The organism is Pseudomonas sp. TE21435 (genome assembly GCF_056279265.1).
This window is the reverse complement of record NZ_JBWBQZ010000001.1, coordinates 2,542,884-2,564,664: the sequence shown is the minus strand read 5'-3', so window position 1 is coordinate 2,564,664 and position 21,781 is coordinate 2,542,884. Positions and strand designations below refer to the sequence as shown.

The window sequence follows — 21,781 nt, the reverse complement described above, 5'->3', positions numbered from 1 at the left end:
CTTTCACTACTACACCGGGAGGTGCCCAGATGAGTGACAAAGACCTGCAAGACCAACAACCCACCCCGCCGTCTGGCGAAAAACTGCAGAAAGTGCTGGCGCGCATCGGCGTCGGCTCGCGCCGTGACGTCGAGGCCTGGATCGGCCAGGGTCGTATCAAGGTCAATGGCGTCGAGGCCACCCTGGGCCTGCGCGTCGACCTGCACGACGCCATCACCGTCGACGGCAAGCTGATCAAGCGCGTCGAGGCCGCCGAGGCGACCCGCCGCGTGATCATGTACAACAAGCCCGACGGCGAGATCTGCACCCGTGACGACCCGGAAGGCCGCCCGACCGTGTTCGACCGCCTGCCGCGGCCGAAAGAGGGCCGCTGGATCAACATCGGTCGCCTGGACATCAACACCACCGGCCTGCTGCTGTTCACCACCGACGGTGAGCTGGCCAACCGCCTGATGCACCCGTCCTATGAAATGGACCGCGAGTACGCAGTGCGTGTGCGCGGCGAAGTCGACGACGACATGGTCGACCGGCTCAAGGCCGGTGTGGTGCTCGAAGATGGCCCGGCCAAGTTCACCGATATCCAGAAGGCGCCAGGTGGCGAAGGCTTCAACCACTGGTATCACTGCGTGGTGATGGAAGGCCGCAACCGTGAGGTGCGTCGCCTGTGGGAGTCCCAGGGCGTGGTCGTCAGCCGCCTGAAGCGCGTGCGTTTCGGTCCGGTGTTCCTGAACTCCGACCTGCCGATGGGCCGCTGGCGCGAAATGAGCCAGGGCGAGATCGACATACTCGCCGCGGAAGTCGGCCTGCAGCCGGTGGCACTGCCGGAAATGAAGCTCAAGGCCAAGGACAAGCTCGAGCGCCTGCAGCGCAAGTCGACCCGTCCGCTGGGGCGTGGCGAGCGCGTGCGTACCCTGCGTCCTGCCGCCGAAGGCCAAGCCGAGCGTCCGGCACGTGCGCCGCGTGAAGACGCAGCGCCGCGCAAGGGCAACCGCGGCAGCACGGTGGCCGAGCGTCCGAGCGAGATGCGCAAGCGTCCGTCCCGCCCTGAAGGTGACAAGCCGGCAGGCCGAGGTCGCGGCAAGCCGCGTGGCTGATTCGGTCCGGTAGCGAGAGAGCCAGCCTTCGGGCTGGCTTTTTTGTGCCTGCGGTAAATGGCCCATCGCGGGCCAAGCCCGCTCCCACGAATAGTGTGCGCATCGTGGGAGCGGGCTTGCCCCGCGATGGGGCGCAAAGCGGCCCCAAGTACCTGAATGGACAGAAGATTTCCCGCCCGGTGGCAAATTTTCAAGCCGCCTTGTAAAGAAAACTATACGATTCTGGGCGTTTTCCCCGGCTTACCTGTGCTTTTCCGTTCTTCGTCACAAAATCTTTCCAAAGCCTGCGCGCCAGAGCCTCCCCAGCCCCCTCCACCCCCTTCCCAAACCCCCGCCCAAGCGCTGAGATAGCGCCATTGCCGTGTGCAGAGCCAGGCAGGATCGCCAGGCACTTAAAACAACAAAATGGAGGCGCCATGCACGCCGATCACTCCGCCTTTTCAGGCCTTCACCCCAGGACCGCTGCGTTTTTTCCACAGGAAACGATGCAACGCGTTGACGCCTGCGCGTTTGCAGGGGTATACAATGCGCCGCGTTTTACCTGTGACTCCCTTGCGTACCGCGCACGCTTGCTGACACCCGGTTGATCCGCCCCTGGCCAGCAAGGCCACGAGCGACCTCCCGTCACAAGTATCCAAGGTAACCACCTTGCCCATTCCGCTGCGCCACGAGTGCGGTGGGTCCGATTCCGTCACAGATAAAAACAAGCAGGTGACTTCGTTCATGAGTGGACATAACTCACAGTCCGGCGAACTCAAGCGTGGCTTGAAGAACCGCCATATCCAATTGATCGCCCTGGGCGGCGCCATCGGCACCGGGTTGTTCCTGGGCTCGGCCGGCGTGATGAAGTCCGCCGGTCCGTCGATGATCCTCGGCTATGCGATCTGCGGCTTCATCGCCTTCATGATCATGCGCCAGCTCGGCGAGATGATCGTCGAAGAGCCGGTGGCCGGCTCCTTCAGCCATTTCGCGCACAAGTACTGGGGCGGTTTCGCCGGCTTCCTGTCGGGCTGGAACTGCTGGGTGCTGTATATCCTGGTGGGCATGTCGGAACTGTCGGCGGTGGGCAAGTACGTCCACTACTGGTGGCCGGAGATTCCGACCTGGGTAACCGCGGCGGCGTTCTTCCTGCTGATCAATGCGATCAACCTGATGAACGTGAAGTTCTTCGGCGAAGCCGAGTTCTGGTTCGCCATCATCAAGGTGGTGGCCATCGTCAGCATGATCGGCCTGGGTGCCTACCTGCTGACCAGCGGCAGCGGCGGTCCTGAAGCCTCGGTGACCAACCTGTGGGCCCATGGTGGTTTCTTCCCGCACGGTGTCAGCGGGCTGGTGATGGCGCTGGCGTTCATCATGTTCTCCTTTGGTGGCCTGGAGATGCTCGGCTTCACCGCCGCCGAGGCCGACAAGCCGAAGACCGTGATCCCCAAGGCGATCAACCAGGTCATCTATCGCATCCTGATCTTCTATGTCGGCGCCCTGGTGGTGCTGCTGTCGCTGACCCCATGGGACAACCTGGTGGCGAGCATTGACGCCTCCGGCGGCAGCTATGGCAGCAGCCCGTTCGTCCAGGTGTTCTCGTTGCTGGGCAGCGACGTGGCGGCCCACCTGCTGAACTTCGTGGTCCTGACCGCGGCGCTGTCGGTGTACAACAGCGGCACCTACTGCAACGCCCGCATGCTGCTAGGCATGGCTGAGCAAGGTGATGCGCCAGCGGCGCTGGCCAAGGTTGACCGCCGTGGCGTGCCGGTACGTTCGATCCTGGTCTCGGCAGCCGTGACCCTGATTGCGGTGCTGCTCAACTACCTGATGCCGCAGAATGCCCTGGAGCTGCTGATGTCGCTGGTGGTGGCGACCTTGGTGATCAACTGGGCGATGATCAGCTACTCGCACCTGAAGTTCCGCCAGCATCTCGACCGCACCGGTCAGAAGCCGCTGTTCAAAGCGCTGTGGTACCCGTACGGCAACTACCTGGTGCTGGCGTTCGTGGTGCTGATCCTGGGCATCATGCTGCAGATTCCGGGTATCCAGGTGTCGGTGTACGCGATGCCGGTGTGGCTGGTGGTGATGTATGTGGCCTACCAGCTGAAGAGCAAGCGTGGCTCCCAGGCCAATGGCGCTGCTGGCAGCATCGCCAAGTAAGCGCTGAGGCGCACCAACAAAAAACCCGATGCCGAGTAACCGGCATCGGGTTTTTTGTTGCCTGTGCCGGCCTCAGATCTGTTCGAGCAACCAGCCACGAAACGCTCGCAGCGATGGCAGTGCCTCGTTCCTGGGCGGATAGATCAGGTAGTAGCTGCGCTGGCTGGCGAAGGGCTCACCCGGGCTGAACAGCTCGCCACTGGCCAGTTCGTCCGCCACCAGTATGCGCGGCACCAGGCCGATGCCGATCCCGGCGCGCACGGCCTGGATCAGGTGCGAGGTCAGCTCGAAGCTTGGCCCCAGGCGCATGGCGCGGTGGGGCAGGGCATGGTGGGAAAACCACTCGCCCCAGGCATGGGGGTTGTTGGCGACGTTGAGCAGTACTTCCTCGCTGATCCTTTGCGGGTTCCATTGGTCGTCCGCCATGGCTTGCGGCGGCAGGATCACCACCAGTTCCTCGGCATGCAGGCGATGGCAGATCAGCCCGGGCAAGTCATGGCTGGCAACGCCGATGGCCGCGTCGATCTCGCTGGTGTCGAAGTTGATGGCTTCGATACGTGAATGAATGTGCACCAGCATGCCGGGGTGGGCGCTGTAGAAGGCATGCAGGCGCGGCAGCAGCCATTTCGAGCCGAAGGTCGGCAGCGTCGCCAGGCGCAGGGTGCCGACGCCGGACTGATAGGCCAGTGCCTGCAGGGTGGCGCTGCGGATGCGGCCGAGGGCCTCGCTGAGTTCGCGCTGGTAGAGGCGGCCGACGTCAGTCAAATTCACCTGGCGGCCCTCGCGACGGAACAGTGTCAGCCCCAGTTGTTGCTCCAGTGCCTGCACCTGGCGGCTCACCGCGCTCTGGGTCAGCGACAGTTCGGCGGCGGCGCGGGTATAGCTTTCATGCCGCGCGGCGGCCTCGAAGGCCAGCAAGAGCGACATCGAAGGGGTGAGGTGGCGGTAATTCATTCATAAAGCTCATCGATAGCGGCAGGAATATCCGTTTGCCCCTGGCGTGAAACTACAGGAACATTGACGTATTCGAAATCCTCCCATGATCCATTCATGCCGGAGCGACAAGATTTCCGTGAATTAGCCGATATCAAAGAGGCATCCTTCGATGATCGCCCAGCTGCCGCCCCGCGCGCCCGCCGCCCAATACCCCGAATTCCTAGAAGCCCTGAGAAGCAGCGGCTTCCGTGGCCAGATCAGCGCCGACTACGGCACCCGCACCGTGCTGGCCACCGACAACTCGATCTACCAGCGCCTGCCCCAGGCGGCGGTGTTCCCGCTGGACGCCGACGACGTGGCGCGGGTCGCCACGCTGATGGCCGAGCCGCGATTTCGTGACATCAAGCTGACCCCGCGTGGCGGTGGTACCGGCACCAACGGCCAGTCGCTGACCGACGGCATCGTCGTCGACCTGTCGCGGCATATGAACACCATTCTCGAAATCAACGTCGAGCAGCGCTGGGTGCGGGTGCAGGCGGGCGTGGTCAAGGACCAGCTCAATGCCGCGCTCAAGCCCCACGGGCTGTTCTTCGCGCCAGAACTGTCCACCTCCAACCGCGCCACCGTCGGCGGCATGATCAACACCGACGCCAGTGGCCAGGGCAGCTGCACCTACGGCAAGACCCGCGACCACGTGCTCGAATTGCACAGCGTGCTGCTCGGCGGTGAGCGCCTGCACAGCCTGCCGATCGACGACGCGACGCTGGAACAGGCCTGCGCCGCGCCCGGCCGGGTCGGTGCGGTGTACCGCATGGCCCGCGAGATCCAGGAAACCCAGGGCGAGCTGATCGAGAGCACCTTCCCCAAGCTCAATCGCTGCCTGACCGGCTACGACCTGGCGCACCTGCGCGACGATCAGGGCCGCTTCAACCTCAACAGCGTGCTGTGCGGGGCCGAGGGCTCGCTGGGCTATGTGGTCGAGGCCAAGCTCAATGTGTTGCCGATCCCCAAGTACGCGGTGCTGGTCAACGTGCGCTACACCAGTTTCATGGACGCCCTGCGCGACGCTAATGCGCTGATGGCGCACAAGCCACTGTCGATCGAGACCGTCGACTCCAAGGTGCTGATGCTGGCGATGAAGGACATCGTCTGGCACAGCGTCGCCGAATACTTCCCGGCCGACCCCGAGCGCCCCACCCTAGGCATCAACCTGGTGGAGTTCTGCGGTGACGAACCGGACGAGGTCAATGCCCGGGTCCAGGCCTTCGTCGCGCACCTGCAGGCCGACAAGGGTGTCGAGCGCCTGGGCCACACCCTGGCTGAAGGCGCCGAAGCGGTGACCCGCGTCTATGTGATGCGCAAGCGCTCGGTGGGGCTGCTGGGCAACGTCGAGGGCGAAGTGCGCCCGCAGCCGTTCGTCGAGGACACCGCGGTTCCGCCGGAGCAACTGGCCGATTACATTGCCGACTTCCGTGCATTGCTCGATGGCTATGGCCTGGCCTACGGCATGTTCGGCCATGTCGATGCCGGTGTGCTGCACGTGCGCCCGGCGCTGGACATGAAAGACCCGGCCCAGGCCGCGTTGGTCAAGCCGATATCCGATGCCGTGGCGGCGCTGACCAAGCGCTATGGCGGCCTGCTGTGGGGCGAGCACGGCAAGGGCCTGCGCTCTGAGTATGTGCCGGAGTACTTCGGCGAGCTGTACCCGGCGCTGCAGCGCCTCAAGGGCGCGTTCGACCCGCATAACCAGCTCAACCCCGGCAAGATCTGCACCCCCCCGGACAGCGCCGAAGGCCTGACCCCGGTGGATGGCGTGACCCTGCGCGGCGACCTCGACCGCAGCATCGATGAGCGCGTGTGGCAGAGCTTCGGCAGCGCCGTGCACTGCAACGGCAACGGCGCCTGCTACAACTACGACCCCAACGACGCGATGTGCCCGTCGTGGAAGGCCACCCGAGAACGCCAGCACTCGCCCAAGGGCCGTGCCTCGCTGATCCGTGAGTGGCTGCGCCTGCAGGGCGAGGCGAACATCGATGTGCTCGCCGCCGCCCAGCGCAAGGCCTCCTGGCTCAAGGGGCTGCCGGCGCGGCTGCGCAACAGCCGTACGCGCCGCCAGGGCCAGGAAGACTTCTCCCACGAGGTGTACGACGCCATGGCTGGCTGCCTGGCGTGCAAGTCCTGCGCGGGGCAGTGCCCGATCAAGGTCAATGTGCCGGACTTCCGTTCGCGCTTCCTCGAGCTGTACCACGGCCGCTACCAGCGTCCGCTGCGCGACTACCTGATCGGTTCACTGGAGTTCACCATTCCCTACCTGGCCCATGCGCCGGGCTTGTACAACGCAGTGATGGGCTCGAAGTGGGTGAGCCGCTTGCTCGCGGACAAAGTCGGCATGGTCGACAGCCCGCTGATCAGCCGCTTCAACTTGCAGTCCACCCTCACGCGCTGCCGTGTCCAGATGGCCAGCGTGCCGGCCCTGCGGGAGCTGACCCCGGCCCAGCGCGAGCGCAGCATCGTGCTGGTGCAGGACGCCTTCACCCGCTACTTCGAGACGCCGCTGCTGGCCTCGTTCATCGAGCTGGCCCATCGCCTGGGGCACAAGGTGTTCCTCGCGCCCTACAGCGCCAACGGCAAGCCGCTGCATGTGCAGGGCTTCCTCGGTACCTTCGCCAAGGCGGCGATCCGCAACGCCACCCAGCTCAAGGCCCTGGCCGACTGCGGGGTGCCGCTGGTGGGGCTGGACCCGGCGATGACCCTGGTCTATCGCCAGGAGTACCAGAAGGTCGACGGAGTGCAGTGCCCTACGGTGCTGCTGCCTCAGGAATGGTTGGTGAATGTGCTACCCGAGCGGGCGCCGGCCAAGGCCGACAGCTTCCGCCTGCTGGCTCACTGCACCGAGAAGACCAACGTGCCGGCCAGCACCAGGCAGTGGGAGCAGGTGTTTGCCCGTCTGGGTCTGAAGCTGGTGACCGAGGCCACTGGCTGCTGTGGCATGTCCGGCACCTACGGGCATGAGGCGCGCAACCAGGCCACCTCGAAGACCATTTTCGAGCAGTCCTGGGCGACCAAGCTGGACAAGGCGGGGGAGGCACTGGCGACCGGCTATTCGTGCCGTAGCCAGGTCAAGCGGATGACCGAGAAGCAGCTGCGCCACCCGCTGGAAGTGGTGCTGCAGTTCGCCCAGCGCTAGTGATATTGTCGGGGCCGCTATGCGGCCCAATCGCCGGCAAGCCGGCTCCCACTCTGATCGCATAAGCCCGAGCCATGCGCTAACCCTGTGGGAGCCGGCTTGCCGGCGATGAGGCCGGTGAAGCTACAGCCGAATCAGGATTAATGTGCACTTTGGCGCATCCGCCGGGCCTGGCGATACAGGTACAAGCTCAACACCAGCCCGCATCCCGCTGCCGCTGCCGCGAACAGGAAAATCGAGGCAAAGCCGAAGCCTGCTGCCACGGCCCCCACCAAGGGTCCAGTGATGCCCAGCGACAGGTCGATGAACAGCGAGTAGGCCCCCACCGCCGCGCCACGGTTGGCCGCCGATACCTGATTGACCGCCTCCACCCCCAGTGCCGGGAACACCAGCGAGAAACCGAAGCCGCTCAACGCGGCGCCGGCCAGGGCCAGTCCGGGCGTCGGCGCCAGCCAGAGCATCAGCAAGCCCAGGGTTTCTACCGACAGGCAGGCGATAGCCACGCGAAAGCCGCCGATGCGGTTGATCAGGTTGCCGAACAGCAGCCGCGCACAGATGAAGCTGGCACCGAACAGGCTCAGGGTCAGCGCGGCGTCGGGCCAGCCGCGGCTGGCGTAGTACAGGGTGATGAAGGTGGCGATGGTGCCGAAACCGATCGAGCCCAAGGCCAGCCCCGAGCCATGCGGGAAAACCTTGCCCAGCACGCGCAGGAATGGCAGCCGCACCCCTGCCACCACCGGCGCGGCGCGCTTGGGCCAGGCCAGTAGTAGGCCAAGGATGCCGAGCAGGATGATGCTCGCGCCCATGCTCCACAGCCCCAGGTGCTTGACCATCACCACGCCCAGCGGCGCGCCGATGGCCAATGCGCCATAGCTGGCGATGCCGTTCCAGGAAATCACCTTGGCGGTGTTCTGCGAGCCGACCCGGCCAATCCCCCAGCCAATCGAACCCGAGCCTACCAGGCTTTCGGCGCTGCCCAGCACCAGGCGACCAATCAGCAGGCAGGCCAGGCTCAGCCAGGGCAGGTGGGTGAGGAAGCTGCAGGCCAGCATGAACACGCCGCTCAGGCCACAGCCGAACAGGCCGTACATGACCGCTTTCTTGCTGCCCAGGTTGTCGATGATGCGGCTGGCAGTAGGGCGGCTGAGCAGGGTGGCCAGGTACTGCACGCTGATCACCAAGCCGGCGACCACGGCGCTGAAACCCAGGTCGTTGTGCACGTAGCCAGGCAGCACGGCCAGGGGAATGCCGATGTTCAGGTAGCCGATGAAGGTGAACAGGACGATGGCCACCACCTGGGCGGTGGTCCTTGGTGAAGAAAGGTGAAGCTGGGGCATGTAGGGTTCCAATCGTGGTGAAGCTGAGGCTTCGCCATGATAGCCATCTCGACCCAGGCTGGGTATGAAGCTTGGATCGAGAGGGGGATGAGGCGGCCGCGGTCGTCAAGACCGAGCCACGGTTATCACCTGAGTCTGAGCGGGGTCAGATTGGATACTGGTCCAGGTAGGTCACCCAGAAGTCGGCGTCGGCGTAGTTGAGCCTCAGTTGAGGGAGCACCACCCCCCCGCAGGATCTGCAGGTATCCATTCGAGTAAACATATGGATTGAGTAGATGCTGTTCGAGGGGTGTTTATCCTTGAGGATGGTTGCAATCAGGCGTTCCGAATCCAGATAGCGGTCATACGTTCGAACCGACACCCTACCCGAATGTCGCACAACGGGGAGGCTGACGATGTCTGGATCAGGTGCGCGGTTATGCATCAGCGCACCGGCATCGATGTAGGTGGTATCGCCTACGTTGTGGCTGTTTACGTCGGGCGTATAGGGTTTGAGATGTAATCCTTCCGCTCGTTTGCCGCCAGCTAATGCGTAATAGACGAATTTTTTTCCATCCTTGGTGACAATCGAAGCAAACGCCAAGTTGCTGTTGTTCATCTGCTGGCCAATCATTACAGCGACATCGCGCTGGGCGATATTATTGACCGTCAATGGCACCCAAAGCTGCTCCCTCCCTTGAATCGGCAGCAGCTCATTCAGGGTTTCGACGATGCTGTTTTTTTCGGCGATATTGCGTTGAGTGATGGGCTTCCAGTCTGAAATCAGACTTCTTGTTTCGTTTATAAGACCTTGTTGGGCGTGCTCCCCCGAGAGGATGTTTTCTGCATAGTGAAGCATTTCATTGCGTTCATTGTTGTCGAGGCACCATCGCGCATATGCTTGGTAGTCCTTGTTGGCGGGGGAGGCCGCAAGCCACGCCTGCAGCCCTGGCTCACGTTTCGCCACGAGGGCGCAGTACAGCAGCTTGGCAATATTGTCTCGATCGGTTGAACTGCCGGGTCGCTCGGCGACGAATCGGTACTGATTGGACAGGCGCAAGTACTCGTCGATTTCACTGGCGTCGGTCACTGGGGTAAATGTGAGTGCTCCCGGGCCTTGAGGGGTTTTATAAAACTTACCGTTGTCTACTTCCACGTAGATGCTTTTTTGCGCGTTCCATTCCATATTGAGCCCGCGTAAGCGTCGTTTATCCACGATCTGTTCTGATACTTGTTCCAGTTCTACGACTGGAACGTGGGGGTTGATTGCCTTGGCCTGCGTGCCACTGATCGCGGGTGATAGGCCGAAGTTACGCTCTCTGGACATGCGGCCGTTGATCTGGGGTAGGTAAGTCGGTGTGTTGGGTAGCCCCAGGCTGCTGCATTGCTCCGTGCTCAGTGCAAGCAGTTTCTTTTCCCTTGTGAACTGGACAGGCCGTGTTCCCTTGATGGGCGCATGGTCCCATTTGCAAAACTTTCCTTCGTGAACCAGCAGATCCAGCGAGGTGGCCGAACTCAGGTCCGTGGCCGCGATGTTTCGGCGCTCAAGATGAAACTCCCTCGCCTCGAATGCCTGGCTGATTTCCTGCCCGCGTGTCAGTGGGGGCTGATTGGGAAGCGTGCGTTCGACGGGAAGGCTGATCAACTTGGTGAATGGTGTGCAAGAGACCTCCTCCAGGTCGCGCCTGAGACGACAGGTCACCTCCGAGGCTGATATGGCCTCCAGGTCGCTGACTGGTGTATTGGATAGTTGCGTCAGGCAAGGTTCGGGCAGGTTGGCATCGAGGTGGTAGTCGTGACCATCAATCTGGATGTCGTAGTGCGCTGCACCCTTGTAACGAACCCGCAGACGACATGCTTCAGCAATAGCCAGGCTTATCTTGTCGTCTTCGGACATGACGCCTGCGATACGTGTCGGATAATGCCCTGGACTAATCGAGCCCAGGCTTTTCAAGGGTGTCAATGAAGGTGCTTGTGCCGTTCCTTCGACGATAAGCCTAGGTCCGTAGGGCAGGTTGTCGTGTGGATCAAGCAGTTTGTAACTTGTTTTTTCTGGGGTGCCTAGATCCTGCACGAGGCAGTTTTCGGTATTTCCCACCTGCATCAGGACGTTCTCTGAGTAGGGATGCGCCCTCTCACTCAAGACTTTCAGGGCAATGCTGTATGCACCCTCTTGCGTCATGTGCACCAGTGGAGGGGTTCCTCGCAGGTCGTGCAACCAACGCAGCGCAGGCTGCGCGAGCTTTTCCCAGGACTTTACGGATAGCCAGCGTGCAAGTCGGCCCATATCTCTATATACGAGAACCGGGCTTTGCTGGGCCAAATGGCTGACCAGCTCCACGATAGCGCTGCTCATTGCTTCGCAAGTGGCTCGCAAGCTGAGGCGACCGGCTGTACGTATGATTGTCGCGCTCGAGGCAATGAACTTGCCTGCCGGTATCAGGACGCCTATCGAATCCATTACGCACCCTGCGATCACACCTGCCGAGTGATCACCTTCCGCCAGATCGGAAATGCAGCCATAGAAAGGCAGGATCGCACGCGCGAGGTATTCAGCGATCTTCTTCTCCAGTGCGATCATCTCTTCCCATGGGGTGGTGTGAGTGTGATCTGCCTTGAACTGCGCCAGCGTGGATGCGTAGAGGTGCGCTGTCGCAGTAGTGGCCAATGCCTGGAAAAAGTCGGCCTCACTGGCCTGGTGCGCATAGACCCGTCTCGATGCTGCAATCAGTTTGCCCTTGCGTGGCGTCTGGAGCTGATTCGCCAGGCGCGAGGGGGTTCCGTTGAGATAGGCATCACTGTCCAGGGGGTGCAACGGGGTCGCGCGGGCCTGGAGTTCGCGGTCGTGGTTCCCCCAGTGCTTGTCCATCGTCTCGACAATATTGCCGCTAAAACCGGTGTTCGGCTCAACCCTGTAACTGAATTGCTGGTTGCAAGGACGAAGTGCACCGGCACTGGGTGTGAGTTCGAAGAAATACTCTTTACTGGCGTCGTGACTATCGAAATCTTCTCGGTGGTCGCCAGGTTGGCAACGGATGAACAGGCCTTGGATTCCTGTTTGCTCCTCGCTGTCCGACGGTGTGTTGAACGCTACCCGGCTCACTTCACAGGTGGAGGTATAAAGCTGTGTGCGCAAGGCTTGCGGCAGTTCCATGAACAGGCGCTTGATCAGGCGTGCATGAGCTTGCTGCCAGTCGGCCTTGAACGTTTCGAAGGCCTGCTCATACAGCGTTGGGACTGTGCTTTTCCCCGCCCGATAGATATCGCCGGACATGACTAACTGGGTCAGGTTTTCGATGATTGGCCGCTGGCTTGGTGCGCCGACATCGTCCGCGAACCCGGGAGTGGTGATGGTGTGGTGCCAGGTGTAGAAAGTCGCTTTGACCAAGCCTTGGGCACTCAGGTAGCGCCATGTTCCATCGGTTTCGATCGGTTTGTCCCAATATTGCCTGTCAACACCGGCCTGGCTTAATTGTTCTTCGGCCAGCGTTTTGCGGTCCGGTGGCGTCATGGCGAGCTGGCTTGCATCTTCAGCAAAGGACTTTTGTGCGTCTGCGGTGAACTCCAGCGCACGCTGAATCTGATGTGCCGTTGCTTGCCCGATGTCCTCAACCGTCAAGTCTGCAAGCGCGCCATGGGCCTTCGCATAGCGCAATGCCGGCAGGGCCAGGGCGTTGCTCCAGTGCCGCTGTACCTGTTCATCATCAGAGGCACTCAAGTCGCTGGCCAATGTGACAACTTTGTCAAATGAGGCTCTGCAACTGGCGCCGGGCATCATCGCTTCAAGCAGCCTGGCACCGTGAATCAGCGCAACGCTTTGCAGAGAACGGCCATAGTAGAGCCAGTCGGGTGTGCCGGTAACAAGCAGTTCGGGAGCGATTTCGCGAAGCAGCAGGTATTCGAGCAGCTCCAGTGCGGCCGGGGAAATGCCAGGATTGCGCTCAGTGATAGCGTTGCAGATTTTATTACGCAATTGCAGGTGGTTGTACTCGGATACCCAGTGGCCCTGAAAGTCTTCGGCCACCGAGCGATTCGACTGCGTCCGCGGCCCCAAAAAGTGATCGATGATTGCTCGGCTTGCCAGTGCTTGTGTCGCACGCGGGGATGCGGACTCTCCAACAGAGGCACCATACCAACCTGCAAGTCCGAGTAGGGGGCGGAAAACGTCTGCAAACTGCAGTGACCGCATCATCAATTGCCAGGCTTGCGGGGCAGGCATCAGCAAATGTCGCTTGTCTTGCTTGCGCTCGCAGAGCAGTTCAAAGCCTGCGTTCGTGAACAATTCGTCGATGGAGCAGTCGTCAGACCAGTCGTTGAAGGCGAGTGGCGTACTCGTCAGGGCTCGACTGTCAGGCAAAGGTTCGAGCGGGGAGGGGGCAAGCGTTGTTGGTGTAAGGGGCAACAGCAAGGAGGCTAATCGAAGGCAGCCTGTGCTACTTAGTGACGGGTGCACCTGCTTCAGTTTGTTTGCAAAGGAAAACGCCTGCATGCCCCGGGCGCGTTGAGCATTTTCAAGGGTGAGCTTCACCCAGGCTTCAGTATTTCCGTGTACTGCATGGAGTGCCACTTTCCTGAGAAGTCGGACGCCCAGATCCTGAGTATGGGCCTTGCTCCATTCAACCGGTGGGCTGTTATCGTGAGAACGATCTTCATCCACCCAGGTCGGTATCTGTGAGGCGGCAGCAAGCGCCTTGATACGAAGCTTCATCATGGGCTGGGTGAGGTGCATGTTTCGGGAAAGTATCAGTGCTTTATCTTCGTACTCTGCTGTGGTGGGCAGTAATTCTTCAAGCGTCGTGACCAGGGATGCCAAGGCTGACAGGGCCGGGCTCAATTCGTATGCCGTAAGGCCCTGCAACAGGTTTTCAGCAGGGCATTGCGCAAGCCAATCGCTAGCAAGGTCTCGGCGCTGACCACGCTTGAACTGCAGCATCCACATCTGCAATGAGCTGGGCACGCCGGCCAGCAGTTCGCCCAGTTCGAAAAATGCCTCCTTGCCCAGCCGGGCAGCCTCTGTACTCGGCATGTTTTCACCAAACAACAAGTTATCCAGCTGCTTTCTCGCGGTATCCGTTTTAATCGAGGCTTCATTAAGCCATGCGAGGCGGGCAAAAAAATGGTGGATGTGGCGGGGTGTCAGGGTTTCCGGTGCAACGCTCAATACTGCGGCAACCAGCGCGTAGGTCTTCGTGTTGCCGTACAGATCCATAAGATTGGTAAAGAAGAAGCGTGGGTCTTCAGGGAACTGCGTGTTGTTGTCCAGCAGGAATCTGAGAGTGAGGTGAACTGCCCTGATCGGATCGTGCGCCTCACGTGGCGCGCTCAGGGGAATGTCCAAGTTGTCGGCGACCAGTACAGGAGCAGATGCCTGGATGTTGTTATCCATGTCTTCATCAGTCGAGTGCCAGCTTGTTACATGTGTTCGGATTCTTTCCAGCAGTTGCGATGGGGTGATCTGCGTGGCGTCGTGACCAGGTGCTGGTTCATTGCCAGGGGGCGGTATCCGGTTCTGGGATATTGAGTGGCTGGGTGTGGCGCCAATACGCTGAGCGGTAGGAGATGCGTCACAGAGGGGGTGGGGAGTGGGTTGGGAATCAATTGACATGTGGCCTCCTGTAGGGAGGGCAACAGTCTGTGGATTCAATCAAGGACAGGGTGGTACAGGGTTATCGCATTCTGAGGGGAATCTGGACGGTGTGAAAACGTGATGACGGGGATAGCCCGCAGGTCAGCCGTTTTCACACAGTCGGAGGGGGATGCGCGGCTATTCCTGGTCGGCGCTGGATTGATCGTCACTGTCCTCGACGGCGGGCGTCGGTTCGGCGTGGGCGGCAACGGATTGCTCTTCGGGGTTCAGGCTTGGGAAGGGAAGATTCGGGATTTCATGCATCTCGTCGTTCCTCGCAAGTGTGAGTGAAAAGGCAGCGCTTGGCGCATGTGAGGCTTCGAAAAGCTGGGGCAGGATACAGCAGTCTGGATGACAGTTTGGGATTTTTCCCGGACGCTGGTCGGTTTTAGCGGGCGGCTATCGAACAATGGGATGCAGGAGGGGCGTGGGAGGCTTGCGCCGCGATAGTGCTATCGCGGCGCAAGCCCAGGCCACATCAGCCAGGTTTCAGCGACAGACGTCGGCGATGGCCGCTGCCAGCTGTTCCAGGCGCTTGGCGTCCGCTCCGGCGATGTTCGCCCGGCCGGTACCGACCATGTACACGCTGTGTCGCTCGCGCAGCAGGCGTACCTGCTCGGGGTTCAGGCCGGTGTAGGAGAACATCCCGCGTTGCGCGGCGATATGCGCGAAGCGCTCGGCCAGGCCATGGGGCTCCAGCGCTTTCACCAGGCCGACGCGAAGCTCGGCGATGCGCTGGCGCATGGCGTTCACTTCCTCGATCCACAACGCCTTGAGTGCCGGTTCCCCGAGAATCTCGGCGACCACCGCCGCGCCATGGTCTGGCGGTGTCGACCACAGGTTGCGCGCAATGAAGGCCAGCTGGCTGCGCACATCCTGCAGTTTCTCGGCGTCGTGGCTGCACACCAGCAGGGCACCGGTGCGCTCACGGTACAGACCAAAGTTTTTCGAGCAGGAGTTGGTGATCAGCAGTTCCGGCAGTTCGGCGGCGAACAGGCGCACTGCCCAGGCGTCCTCCTCCAGGCCGTCACCGAAGCCTTGGTAGGCAAAGTCGATCAATGGCAGCAGGTTGCGCCGCTTGACGATGTCGAGCACCGCGCGCCAGTCGTCCTGGCCCAGGTCGAAGCCGGTGGGGTTGTGGCAGCAGGCGTGTAGTAACACCACGTCGCCTTGCGGTGCCCGCTCCAGTGCGGCGAGCATGCCGTCGACGTTCAGCTGGTTGTCCGCGCCCACGTAGGGGTAGTGCGACACCTTGAGCCCGGCGCCGGCGAAGATCGTCTCGTGGATCGGCCAGGTCGGGTCGCTCAGCCAGATACTGCGGCCAGGCAGACAATGGGCGATGAACTCCGCCGCCAGGCGCAGGGCACCCGTGCCGCCAGGGGTCTGGGTGGCACCAGCGCGTTGGCTTTTGAGCAGCGTGCAATTGCTGCCCAGCACCAGTTCGCTGACCAGGTGCGTGAACGCTGCATCACCATGGCCGCCGACATAGCTCTTGGTGGCCTGCCGCTCGACCAGGCGCTGCTCGGCCTGCTTGACCGCAGCCGGAATCGGCGTGAGCCCTTGGGCGTCCTTGAATACGCCGACCCCCAGGTCGAACTTGGCCGGATTGCTGTCGCGGGCGTAGGCCTCCATCAGCCCCAGGATCGGGTCGCCAGGGACCCGACCGATGGCCGAGAAGTGCATCACTTGCGCCCTTCAGCAGTTTTGGCGACCTCGTCGGTGCGCGCGCACATGATGAAGTCGTTGCGGTGCAGGCCTTTGATCGAGTGGCTCCACCAGGTCACGGTGACCTTGCCCCACTCGGTCAGCAGGCCTGGGTGGTGGCCTTCGGCTTCGGCGATTTCGCCGATGGCGTTGGTGAAGGCCAGGGCGTGCTTGAAGTTCTTGAACAGGAATACGCGCTCGAGCTCCATGTGGCCGTCGCGGGTTTCGATGTTCCAGTCCGGGATCAGTCGGATCAGTTCCGCCAGTTCCTCGTCGGTGACTTTCGGCGCATCGGCGCGGCAGGCTTCGCAGTGGGCTTGGTTCAAGGCATTCATGGGTGCTTTCCGGTTTGAGTTGTTATCGACAAGGGCGCTCAGGCAGCGACCTTGGGTGGAAACTTCGGTGCGTGCAGGCCCAGCTGCATGGCCTGGTGGACCATGGCCATGATGTCTTCGTGGGCCAGGTCGAACAGACGCTTCATGTTCGGCAGGACGAAGTACAGGGGCTGCAGGATATCGATGCGATAGGGCGTGCGCATGGCTTCGATCGGGTCGAAGGCCTGGTGCTCCGGTTCGCTGGACAGGCTATAGACTGTTTCTTTCGGCGAGGAGAGGATGCCGCCGCCGTAGATCTTGCGACCTTGCGCGGTCTCCATCAGGCCGAATTCGATGGTCATCCAGTACAGGCGTGCCAGGTAGACGCGCTGTTCCTTGGTCGCCGCCAGGCCGAGCTTGCCATAGGTGTGGGTGAATTCGGCGAAGAACGGGTTGGTCAGCAGCGGGCAGTGGCCGAAGATCTCGTGGAAGATGTCGGGCTCCTGCAGGTAGTCCAGCTCTTCCGGGGTGCGGATGAAGGTGGCGACCGGGAAGCGTTTGCTGGCCAGCAGTTCGAAGAAGGTCTGGAAGGGGATCAGCGCGGGGACGCGGGCGACCTGCCAGCCGGTGGTGGCGCCAAGCACCTTGTTGACCTCGCCCAGCTGCGGGATGCGGTCATGGGGCAGCTTGAGCTGGTCGATGCCGTCCAGGTATTCCTGGCATGCCCGGCCTTCGATCACTTTCAACTGACGGGTGATCAGGGTGTTCCACACCGCATGCTCTTGCTGCGGGTAGTCGATAAAGCCATGCGCATCGGGCTCGCGTGCCACGTATTGCGTCTGTTTCATGTGGCTCTCCTGGTGAGGGCGTTCTTGTTATATGTACAGGACATACCTTAGGAATATCCCTACAAACGAGGTTTTGCACCGGGGTGAGGGCCGATCCTGCGTATCCGTTTATCTTCTGTTCGTAACGATAATTTTACAAAATCAGCGTCATCCCGGAAAATCACGGACATCGAGCTGGGCGGACGGCTATTTTTGTCAGCTTATCTTTACGACTTTTCCGTGGTGCGAGCAAAAACTCGGCCGCTTAGAGAACCTTTATGCGCATCAAAGTGCATTGCCAGAACCGCATCGGCATATTGCGGGACATCCTCAACCTGCTGGTGGAGTACGGGATCAACGTGTTGCGCGGCGAAGTGGGAGGTGACCATGGCAACGCCATCTACCTGCACTGCCCGAACCTGATCAACCTGCAATTCCAGGCCCTGCGGCCCAAGTTCGAGTCGATCGCCGGGGTGTTCGGGGTCAAGCGTGTCGGCCTGATGCCCAGCGAGCGCCGGCACATGGAGCTCAATGCGCTGCTGGGGGCGCTGGACTTCCCGGTGCTGTCGATCGACATGGGCGGCAGCATCGTCGCCGCCAATCGCGGCGCGGCGCAGCTGCTCGGCGTACGGGTGGACGAAGTACCGGGCATTCCGCTGTCGCGCTATGTCGAGGACTTCGACCTGCCGGAGCTGATACGGGCCAACAAATCGCGGATCAACGGCCTGCGGATCAAGGTCAAGGGCGATGTGTTCCTGGCCGATATCGCACCGCTGCAGTCCGAGCATGACGACAGTGAAGCCCTGGCCGGCGCGGTAATCACCCTGCACCGCGCGGACCGTATCGGTGAGCGCATCTACAACGTGCGCAAGCAGGAGTTACGTGGGTTCGACAGCATCTTCCAGAGCTCACGGGTAATGGCCGCCGTGGTACGCGAGGCGCGGCGCATGGCACCGTTGGATGCACCGCTGCTGATCGAGGGCGAGACCGGTACCGGCAAGGAGCTGCTGGCGCGGGCCTGTCACCTGGCCAGTCCGCGTGGCCAGGCGCCGCTGATGGCGCTCAACTGCGCCGGCCTGCCCGAGTCGATGGCCGAGACCGAGCTGTTCGGCTATGGGCCAGGGGCGTTCGAAGGCGCGCGGGCCGAGGGCAAGCTGGGGCTGCTGGAGCTGACGGCCGGCGGCACCTTGTTCCTCGATGGGGTGGGGGAGATGAGCCCGCGCTTGCAGGTCAAATTGCTGCGCTTTCTGCAGGATGGCTGTTTCCGTCGGGTCGGCAGCGACGAAGAGGTGTACCTGGATGTACGGGTGATCTGCGCGACCCAGGTCGACCTTTCCGAACTGTGCGCCCGGGGCGAGTTCCGCCAGGACCTCTACCACCGTCTCAACGTGCTGTCGTTGCACATCCCGCCGCTGCGCGAATGCATGGACGGCCTGGAAGGGCTGGTGCAGCACTTCCTCGACCAGGCCAGCCGGCAGATCGGCTGCCCGCTGCCGCGCCTGGCGCCGACGGCAATGGAGAAGCTCGGCCAGTATCATTGGCCGGGCAATGTGCGCCAGTTGGAGAACGTGTTGTTCCAGGCGGTGTCGCTGTGCGAAGGCGGGGTGGTGAAGAGCGAACATATCCGCTTGCCGGATTATGGCGCGCGCCAACCGTTGGGCGAGTTTTCCCTGGATGGCGATCTTTCGCAGATTGTCGGGCGGTTTGAAAGGGCGGTATTGGAAAGTTTGATGAGTGAATTTCCAAGTAGCCGGGCGCTGGGGAAAAGATTGGGCGTTTCCCATACGACCATTGCCAACAAGTTGCGGGATTATTCGTTGAACAAGTCGGTGGAGTAATCTAGAAGTTTATCGAGGTTGAAATTGATCGCAGGGCAAGCCCGCTCCCACGAATGCAAAAGTGGTGGGAGGGGCTTGCCTCGCGATAAGCCTATGGCCTCAGCCGTTGGAGCAACCGTTGCCCATCACGCGGTATTCGAGAATGTGCTTCTGGCCCTGGGAGTCCTCATAGGTCATGCGCGCAGGCACCACTTCGCAGACGTTCGGCACTTCGCTCATGGAGATGACGCGGGCGATGTCCAGGTGCTGCGAATAACTGTACTGTTCAACCGGAATCTGCTCGACATCTTTTGCTTCGCCGGCCAGTGCCGCGCCGCAAAAACCGCCAAGTACCAATACCAGTAAAGCTTTCATTTTCAATTTACCTGTCTAAGGTCGTGAGGGGGCGCGCGGCGCTTGTGGCGCCGCGAGTGCAACTAAGTTTCAACTATCAGGATGAGGTGCGGATTAACGTTGCCTTCGTGGGGGCTGTTTCCAAGTTAATCGCTTTGCCGTTGCTGGCGAGGTGAATTCTAGGAGGGTGGCCAGGGCTGAAACAGAGCGGGTTTTGATAAAGTCTTTTGACAGAATCTGTAACAATCCCTGGCAAAGCGCTGCCGCTTCCCGTCTGCGATGGCTGGATGCCATGTACTAGAGCGGTCGCTGCGCATTCGTGGATTGACGGTCCGTCGCGTTACTACCAACGTCGAATGGTCTTTGTCGCTCTGGTACAGTTACAAACGCTTCCATACAAAAACAACTATTACACCGAGGTAACACAGATGAGTGCGGCTCCACTGTATCCCGTTCGTCCCGAGGTTGCGGCCAGTACCCTGACCGACGAGGCCACCTACAAGGCCATGTACCAGCAATCGGTGATCAACCCGGACGGCTTCTGGCGTGAGCAGGCCCAGCGTCTGGACTGGATCAAGCCCTTCACCAAGGTCAAGCAGACCTCGTTCGACGACCACCATGTCGATATCAAATGGTTTGCCGACGGCACTCTGAACGTCTCCTACAACTGCCTGGACCGCCACCTAGAAGAGCGCGGCGACCAACTGGCGATCATCTGGGAAGGCGACGACCCTTCCGAGCATCGCAACATCACCTACCGTGAGCTCCACGAGCAGGTCTGCAAATTCGCCAACGCCCTGCGTGGCCAGGACGTGCACCGCGGTGACGTGGTCACCATCTACATGCCGATGATCCCCGAGGCCGTGGTCGCCATGCTGGCCTGTGCGCGCATTGGCGCGATCCATTCGGTGGTGTTCGGCGGCTTCTCGCCCGAGGCACTGGCCGGTCGGATCATCGACTGCAAGTCCAAGGTGGTGATCACCGCCGACGAAGGCCTGCGTGGTGGCCGTCGTACCCCGCTCAAGGCCAACGTCGACCTGGCCTTGACCAACCCTGAAACCAGCAGCGTGCAAAAGATCATCGTGTGCAAGCGCACCGGTGGCGACATCGCCTGGCACCAGCACCGCGACATCTGGTACGAAGACCTGATGAAGGTCGCCTCCAGCCACTGTGCGCCGAAAGAAATGGGTGCCGAGGAGGCGTTGTTCATCCTCTATACCTCTGGATCCACCGGCAAGCCCAAGGGTGTGCTGCACACTACCGGTGGCTACCTGGTGTATGCCGCGCTGACCCACGAGCGCGTGTTCGACTACCGTCCGGGCGAAGTGTACTGGTGCACCGCCGACGTGGGCTGGGTCACCGGCCACAGCTACATCGTCTATGGCCCGCTGGCCAATGGTGCGACCACGCTGCTGTTCGAAGGCGTGCCGAACTACCCGGACATCACCCGCGTGTCGAAGATCGTCGACAAGCACAAGGTCAACATCCTCTACACCGCGCCGACCGCCATCCGCGCCATGATGGCCGAGGGCGAGGCGGCGGTCGCCGGCGCCGATGGCTCCAGCCTGCGCCTGCTGGGTTCGGTGGGCGAGCCGATCAACCCTGAAGCCTGGAACTGGTACTACAAGACTGTCGGCAAGGAGCGTTGCCCGATCGTCGACACCTGGTGGCAGACCGAGACCGGCGGTATCCTCATCAGCCCGCTGCCGGGCGCCACGGGGCTCAAACCGGGTTCGGCAACCCGTCCGTTCTTCGGCGTGGTACCGGCGCTGGTGGACAACCTGGGCAACCTGATCGACGGCGCCGCCGAGGGCAACCTGGTGATCCTCGATTCCTGGCCGGGCCAGTCGCGTTCGCTGTACGGTGACCACGACCGCTTCGTCGACACCTACTTCAAGACCTTCCGTGGCATGTACTTCACCGGTGACGGTGCCCGTCGCGACGAAGATGGCTACTACTGGATCACCGGTCGCGTGGACGACGTGCTCAACGTTTCTGGCCACCGCATGGGCACCGCCGAGATCGAAAGCGCGATGGTGGCGCATCCGAAGGTCGCCGAGGCTGCAGTGGTGGGCGTGCCGCACGACATCAAGGGGCAGGGCATCTATGTCTATGTCACCCTCAATGCCGGCGAGGAGTCGAGCGAGCAGCTGCGCCTCGAGCTGAAGAACTGGGTGCGCAAGGAGATCGGCCCGATCGCTTCGCCGGATGTGATCCAGTGGGCGCCGGGGCTGCCCAAGACTCGCTCGGGCAAGATCATGCGCCGCATCCTGCGCAAGATTGCCACTGGCGAGTACGGCGCGCTGGGTGATATCTCCACCCTGGCTGATCCAGGGGTGGTGCAGCACCTGATAGACACCCACAAGGCGATGAGCCTGGCCACCGCCTGAGTAGAGCCATCGCGGCAAGCTCGCCCCTGAATGTCGTGGGAGCGGGCCCCGCAATGAGGCCGCCAGCAAAACCC

The 21,781-nt window shown here is 61.7% G+C and carries 13 protein-coding genes; 5 read left to right on the top strand and 8 right to left on the bottom strand.

The annotated features are described in order from the left end of the window. Positions 1–29 precede the first annotated feature (29 nt). Complete coding sequence (gene rluB / locus ACZ9C1_RS11530; protein WP_038706581.1) at positions 30–1,094, top strand: 23S rRNA pseudouridine(2605) synthase RluB; 1,065 nt, start codon at positions 30–32, stop codon at positions 1,092–1,094. Positions 1,095–1,817: 723 nt separating this feature from the next. Next, a complete protein-coding gene (locus ACZ9C1_RS11525) occupies positions 1,818–3,236 on the top strand; it encodes an amino acid permease (protein ID WP_023632492.1) in 1,419 nt (472 codons plus the stop codon). Between the two features lie 72 nt (positions 3,237–3,308). Here ACZ9C1_RS11525 and ACZ9C1_RS11520 read toward each other — a convergent pair whose 3' ends face one another. Next, positions 3,309–4,190 carry a LysR substrate-binding domain-containing protein gene (locus tag ACZ9C1_RS11520; RefSeq protein ID WP_139673426.1) on the bottom strand — a complete coding sequence of 294 codons (882 nt, stop codon included), beginning with the start codon at positions 4,188–4,190 and terminating at the stop codon, positions 3,309–3,311. 151 nt (positions 4,191–4,341) lie between these two features. Here ACZ9C1_RS11520 and ydiJ point away from each other — a divergent pair, with 151 nt between their 5' ends. Then, positions 4,342–7,359 carry a D-2-hydroxyglutarate dehydrogenase YdiJ gene (ydiJ, locus tag ACZ9C1_RS11515; RefSeq protein ID WP_258600132.1) on the top strand — a complete coding sequence of 1,006 codons (3,018 nt, stop codon included), beginning with the start codon at positions 4,342–4,344 and terminating at the stop codon, positions 7,357–7,359. Between the two features lie 140 nt (positions 7,360–7,499). On the opposite strand, the gene ACZ9C1_RS11510 is transcribed toward ydiJ, so the two are convergent. From ACZ9C1_RS11510 to phhA, 6 genes are all read right to left on the bottom strand, one after another. Then, positions 7,500–8,696 (bottom strand): MFS transporter, encoded by a 1,197-nt coding sequence (locus tag ACZ9C1_RS11510; RefSeq protein WP_258600134.1) that lies wholly within the window; start codon positions 8,694–8,696, stop codon positions 7,500–7,502. A gap of 145 nt (positions 8,697–8,841) precedes the next feature. Continuing rightward, the gene (locus tag ACZ9C1_RS11505; RefSeq protein ID WP_476253985.1) at positions 8,842–14,061 is read right to left on the bottom strand and encodes a deaminase domain-containing protein; all 5,220 of its coding nucleotides are present in this window, start codon (positions 14,059–14,061) and stop codon (positions 8,842–8,844) included. Positions 14,062–14,439: 378 nt separating this feature from the next. Then, positions 14,440–14,565, bottom strand: a complete 126-nt coding sequence (locus tag ACZ9C1_RS11500; protein ID WP_457378521.1) for a hypothetical protein — start codon at positions 14,563–14,565, stop codon at positions 14,440–14,442. Positions 14,566–14,790: 225 nt separating this feature from the next. Further along, positions 14,791–15,984 (bottom strand): amino acid aminotransferase, encoded by a 1,194-nt coding sequence (locus ACZ9C1_RS11495; protein WP_277505310.1) that lies wholly within the window; start codon positions 15,982–15,984, stop codon positions 14,791–14,793. Next, positions 15,984–16,340 (bottom strand): 4a-hydroxytetrahydrobiopterin dehydratase, encoded by a 357-nt coding sequence (locus ACZ9C1_RS11490; RefSeq protein WP_023628481.1) that lies wholly within the window; start codon positions 16,338–16,340, stop codon positions 15,984–15,986. The genes ACZ9C1_RS11495 and ACZ9C1_RS11490 overlap by 1 nt, the downstream gene beginning before the upstream one ends. Before the next feature lie 38 nt (positions 16,341–16,378). Beyond that, positions 16,379–17,167, bottom strand: a complete 789-nt coding sequence (phhA, locus tag ACZ9C1_RS11485; RefSeq protein ID WP_023628482.1) for a phenylalanine 4-monooxygenase — start codon at positions 17,165–17,167, stop codon at positions 16,379–16,381. Between the two features lie 257 nt (positions 17,168–17,424). Here phhA and ACZ9C1_RS11480 point away from each other — a divergent pair, with 257 nt between their 5' ends. Beyond that, on the top strand, positions 17,425–18,984 hold the full coding sequence (locus ACZ9C1_RS11480; RefSeq protein WP_102683096.1) for a sigma-54-dependent transcriptional regulator: 1,560 nt from the start codon (positions 17,425–17,427) through the stop codon (positions 18,982–18,984). 99 nt (positions 18,985–19,083) lie between these two features. Here ACZ9C1_RS11480 and ACZ9C1_RS11475 read toward each other — a convergent pair whose 3' ends face one another. Next, a complete protein-coding gene (locus ACZ9C1_RS11475; RefSeq protein ID WP_023630669.1) occupies positions 19,084–19,338 on the bottom strand; it encodes a DUF2790 domain-containing protein in 255 nt (84 codons plus the stop codon). Between the two features lie 407 nt (positions 19,339–19,745). Here ACZ9C1_RS11475 and acs point away from each other — a divergent pair, with 407 nt between their 5' ends. Further along, positions 19,746–21,707, top strand: a complete 1,962-nt coding sequence (gene acs / locus ACZ9C1_RS11470) for an acetate--CoA ligase (protein ID WP_139673411.1) — start codon at positions 19,746–19,748, stop codon at positions 21,705–21,707. The last annotated feature ends 74 nt before the right edge of the window (positions 21,708–21,781 follow it).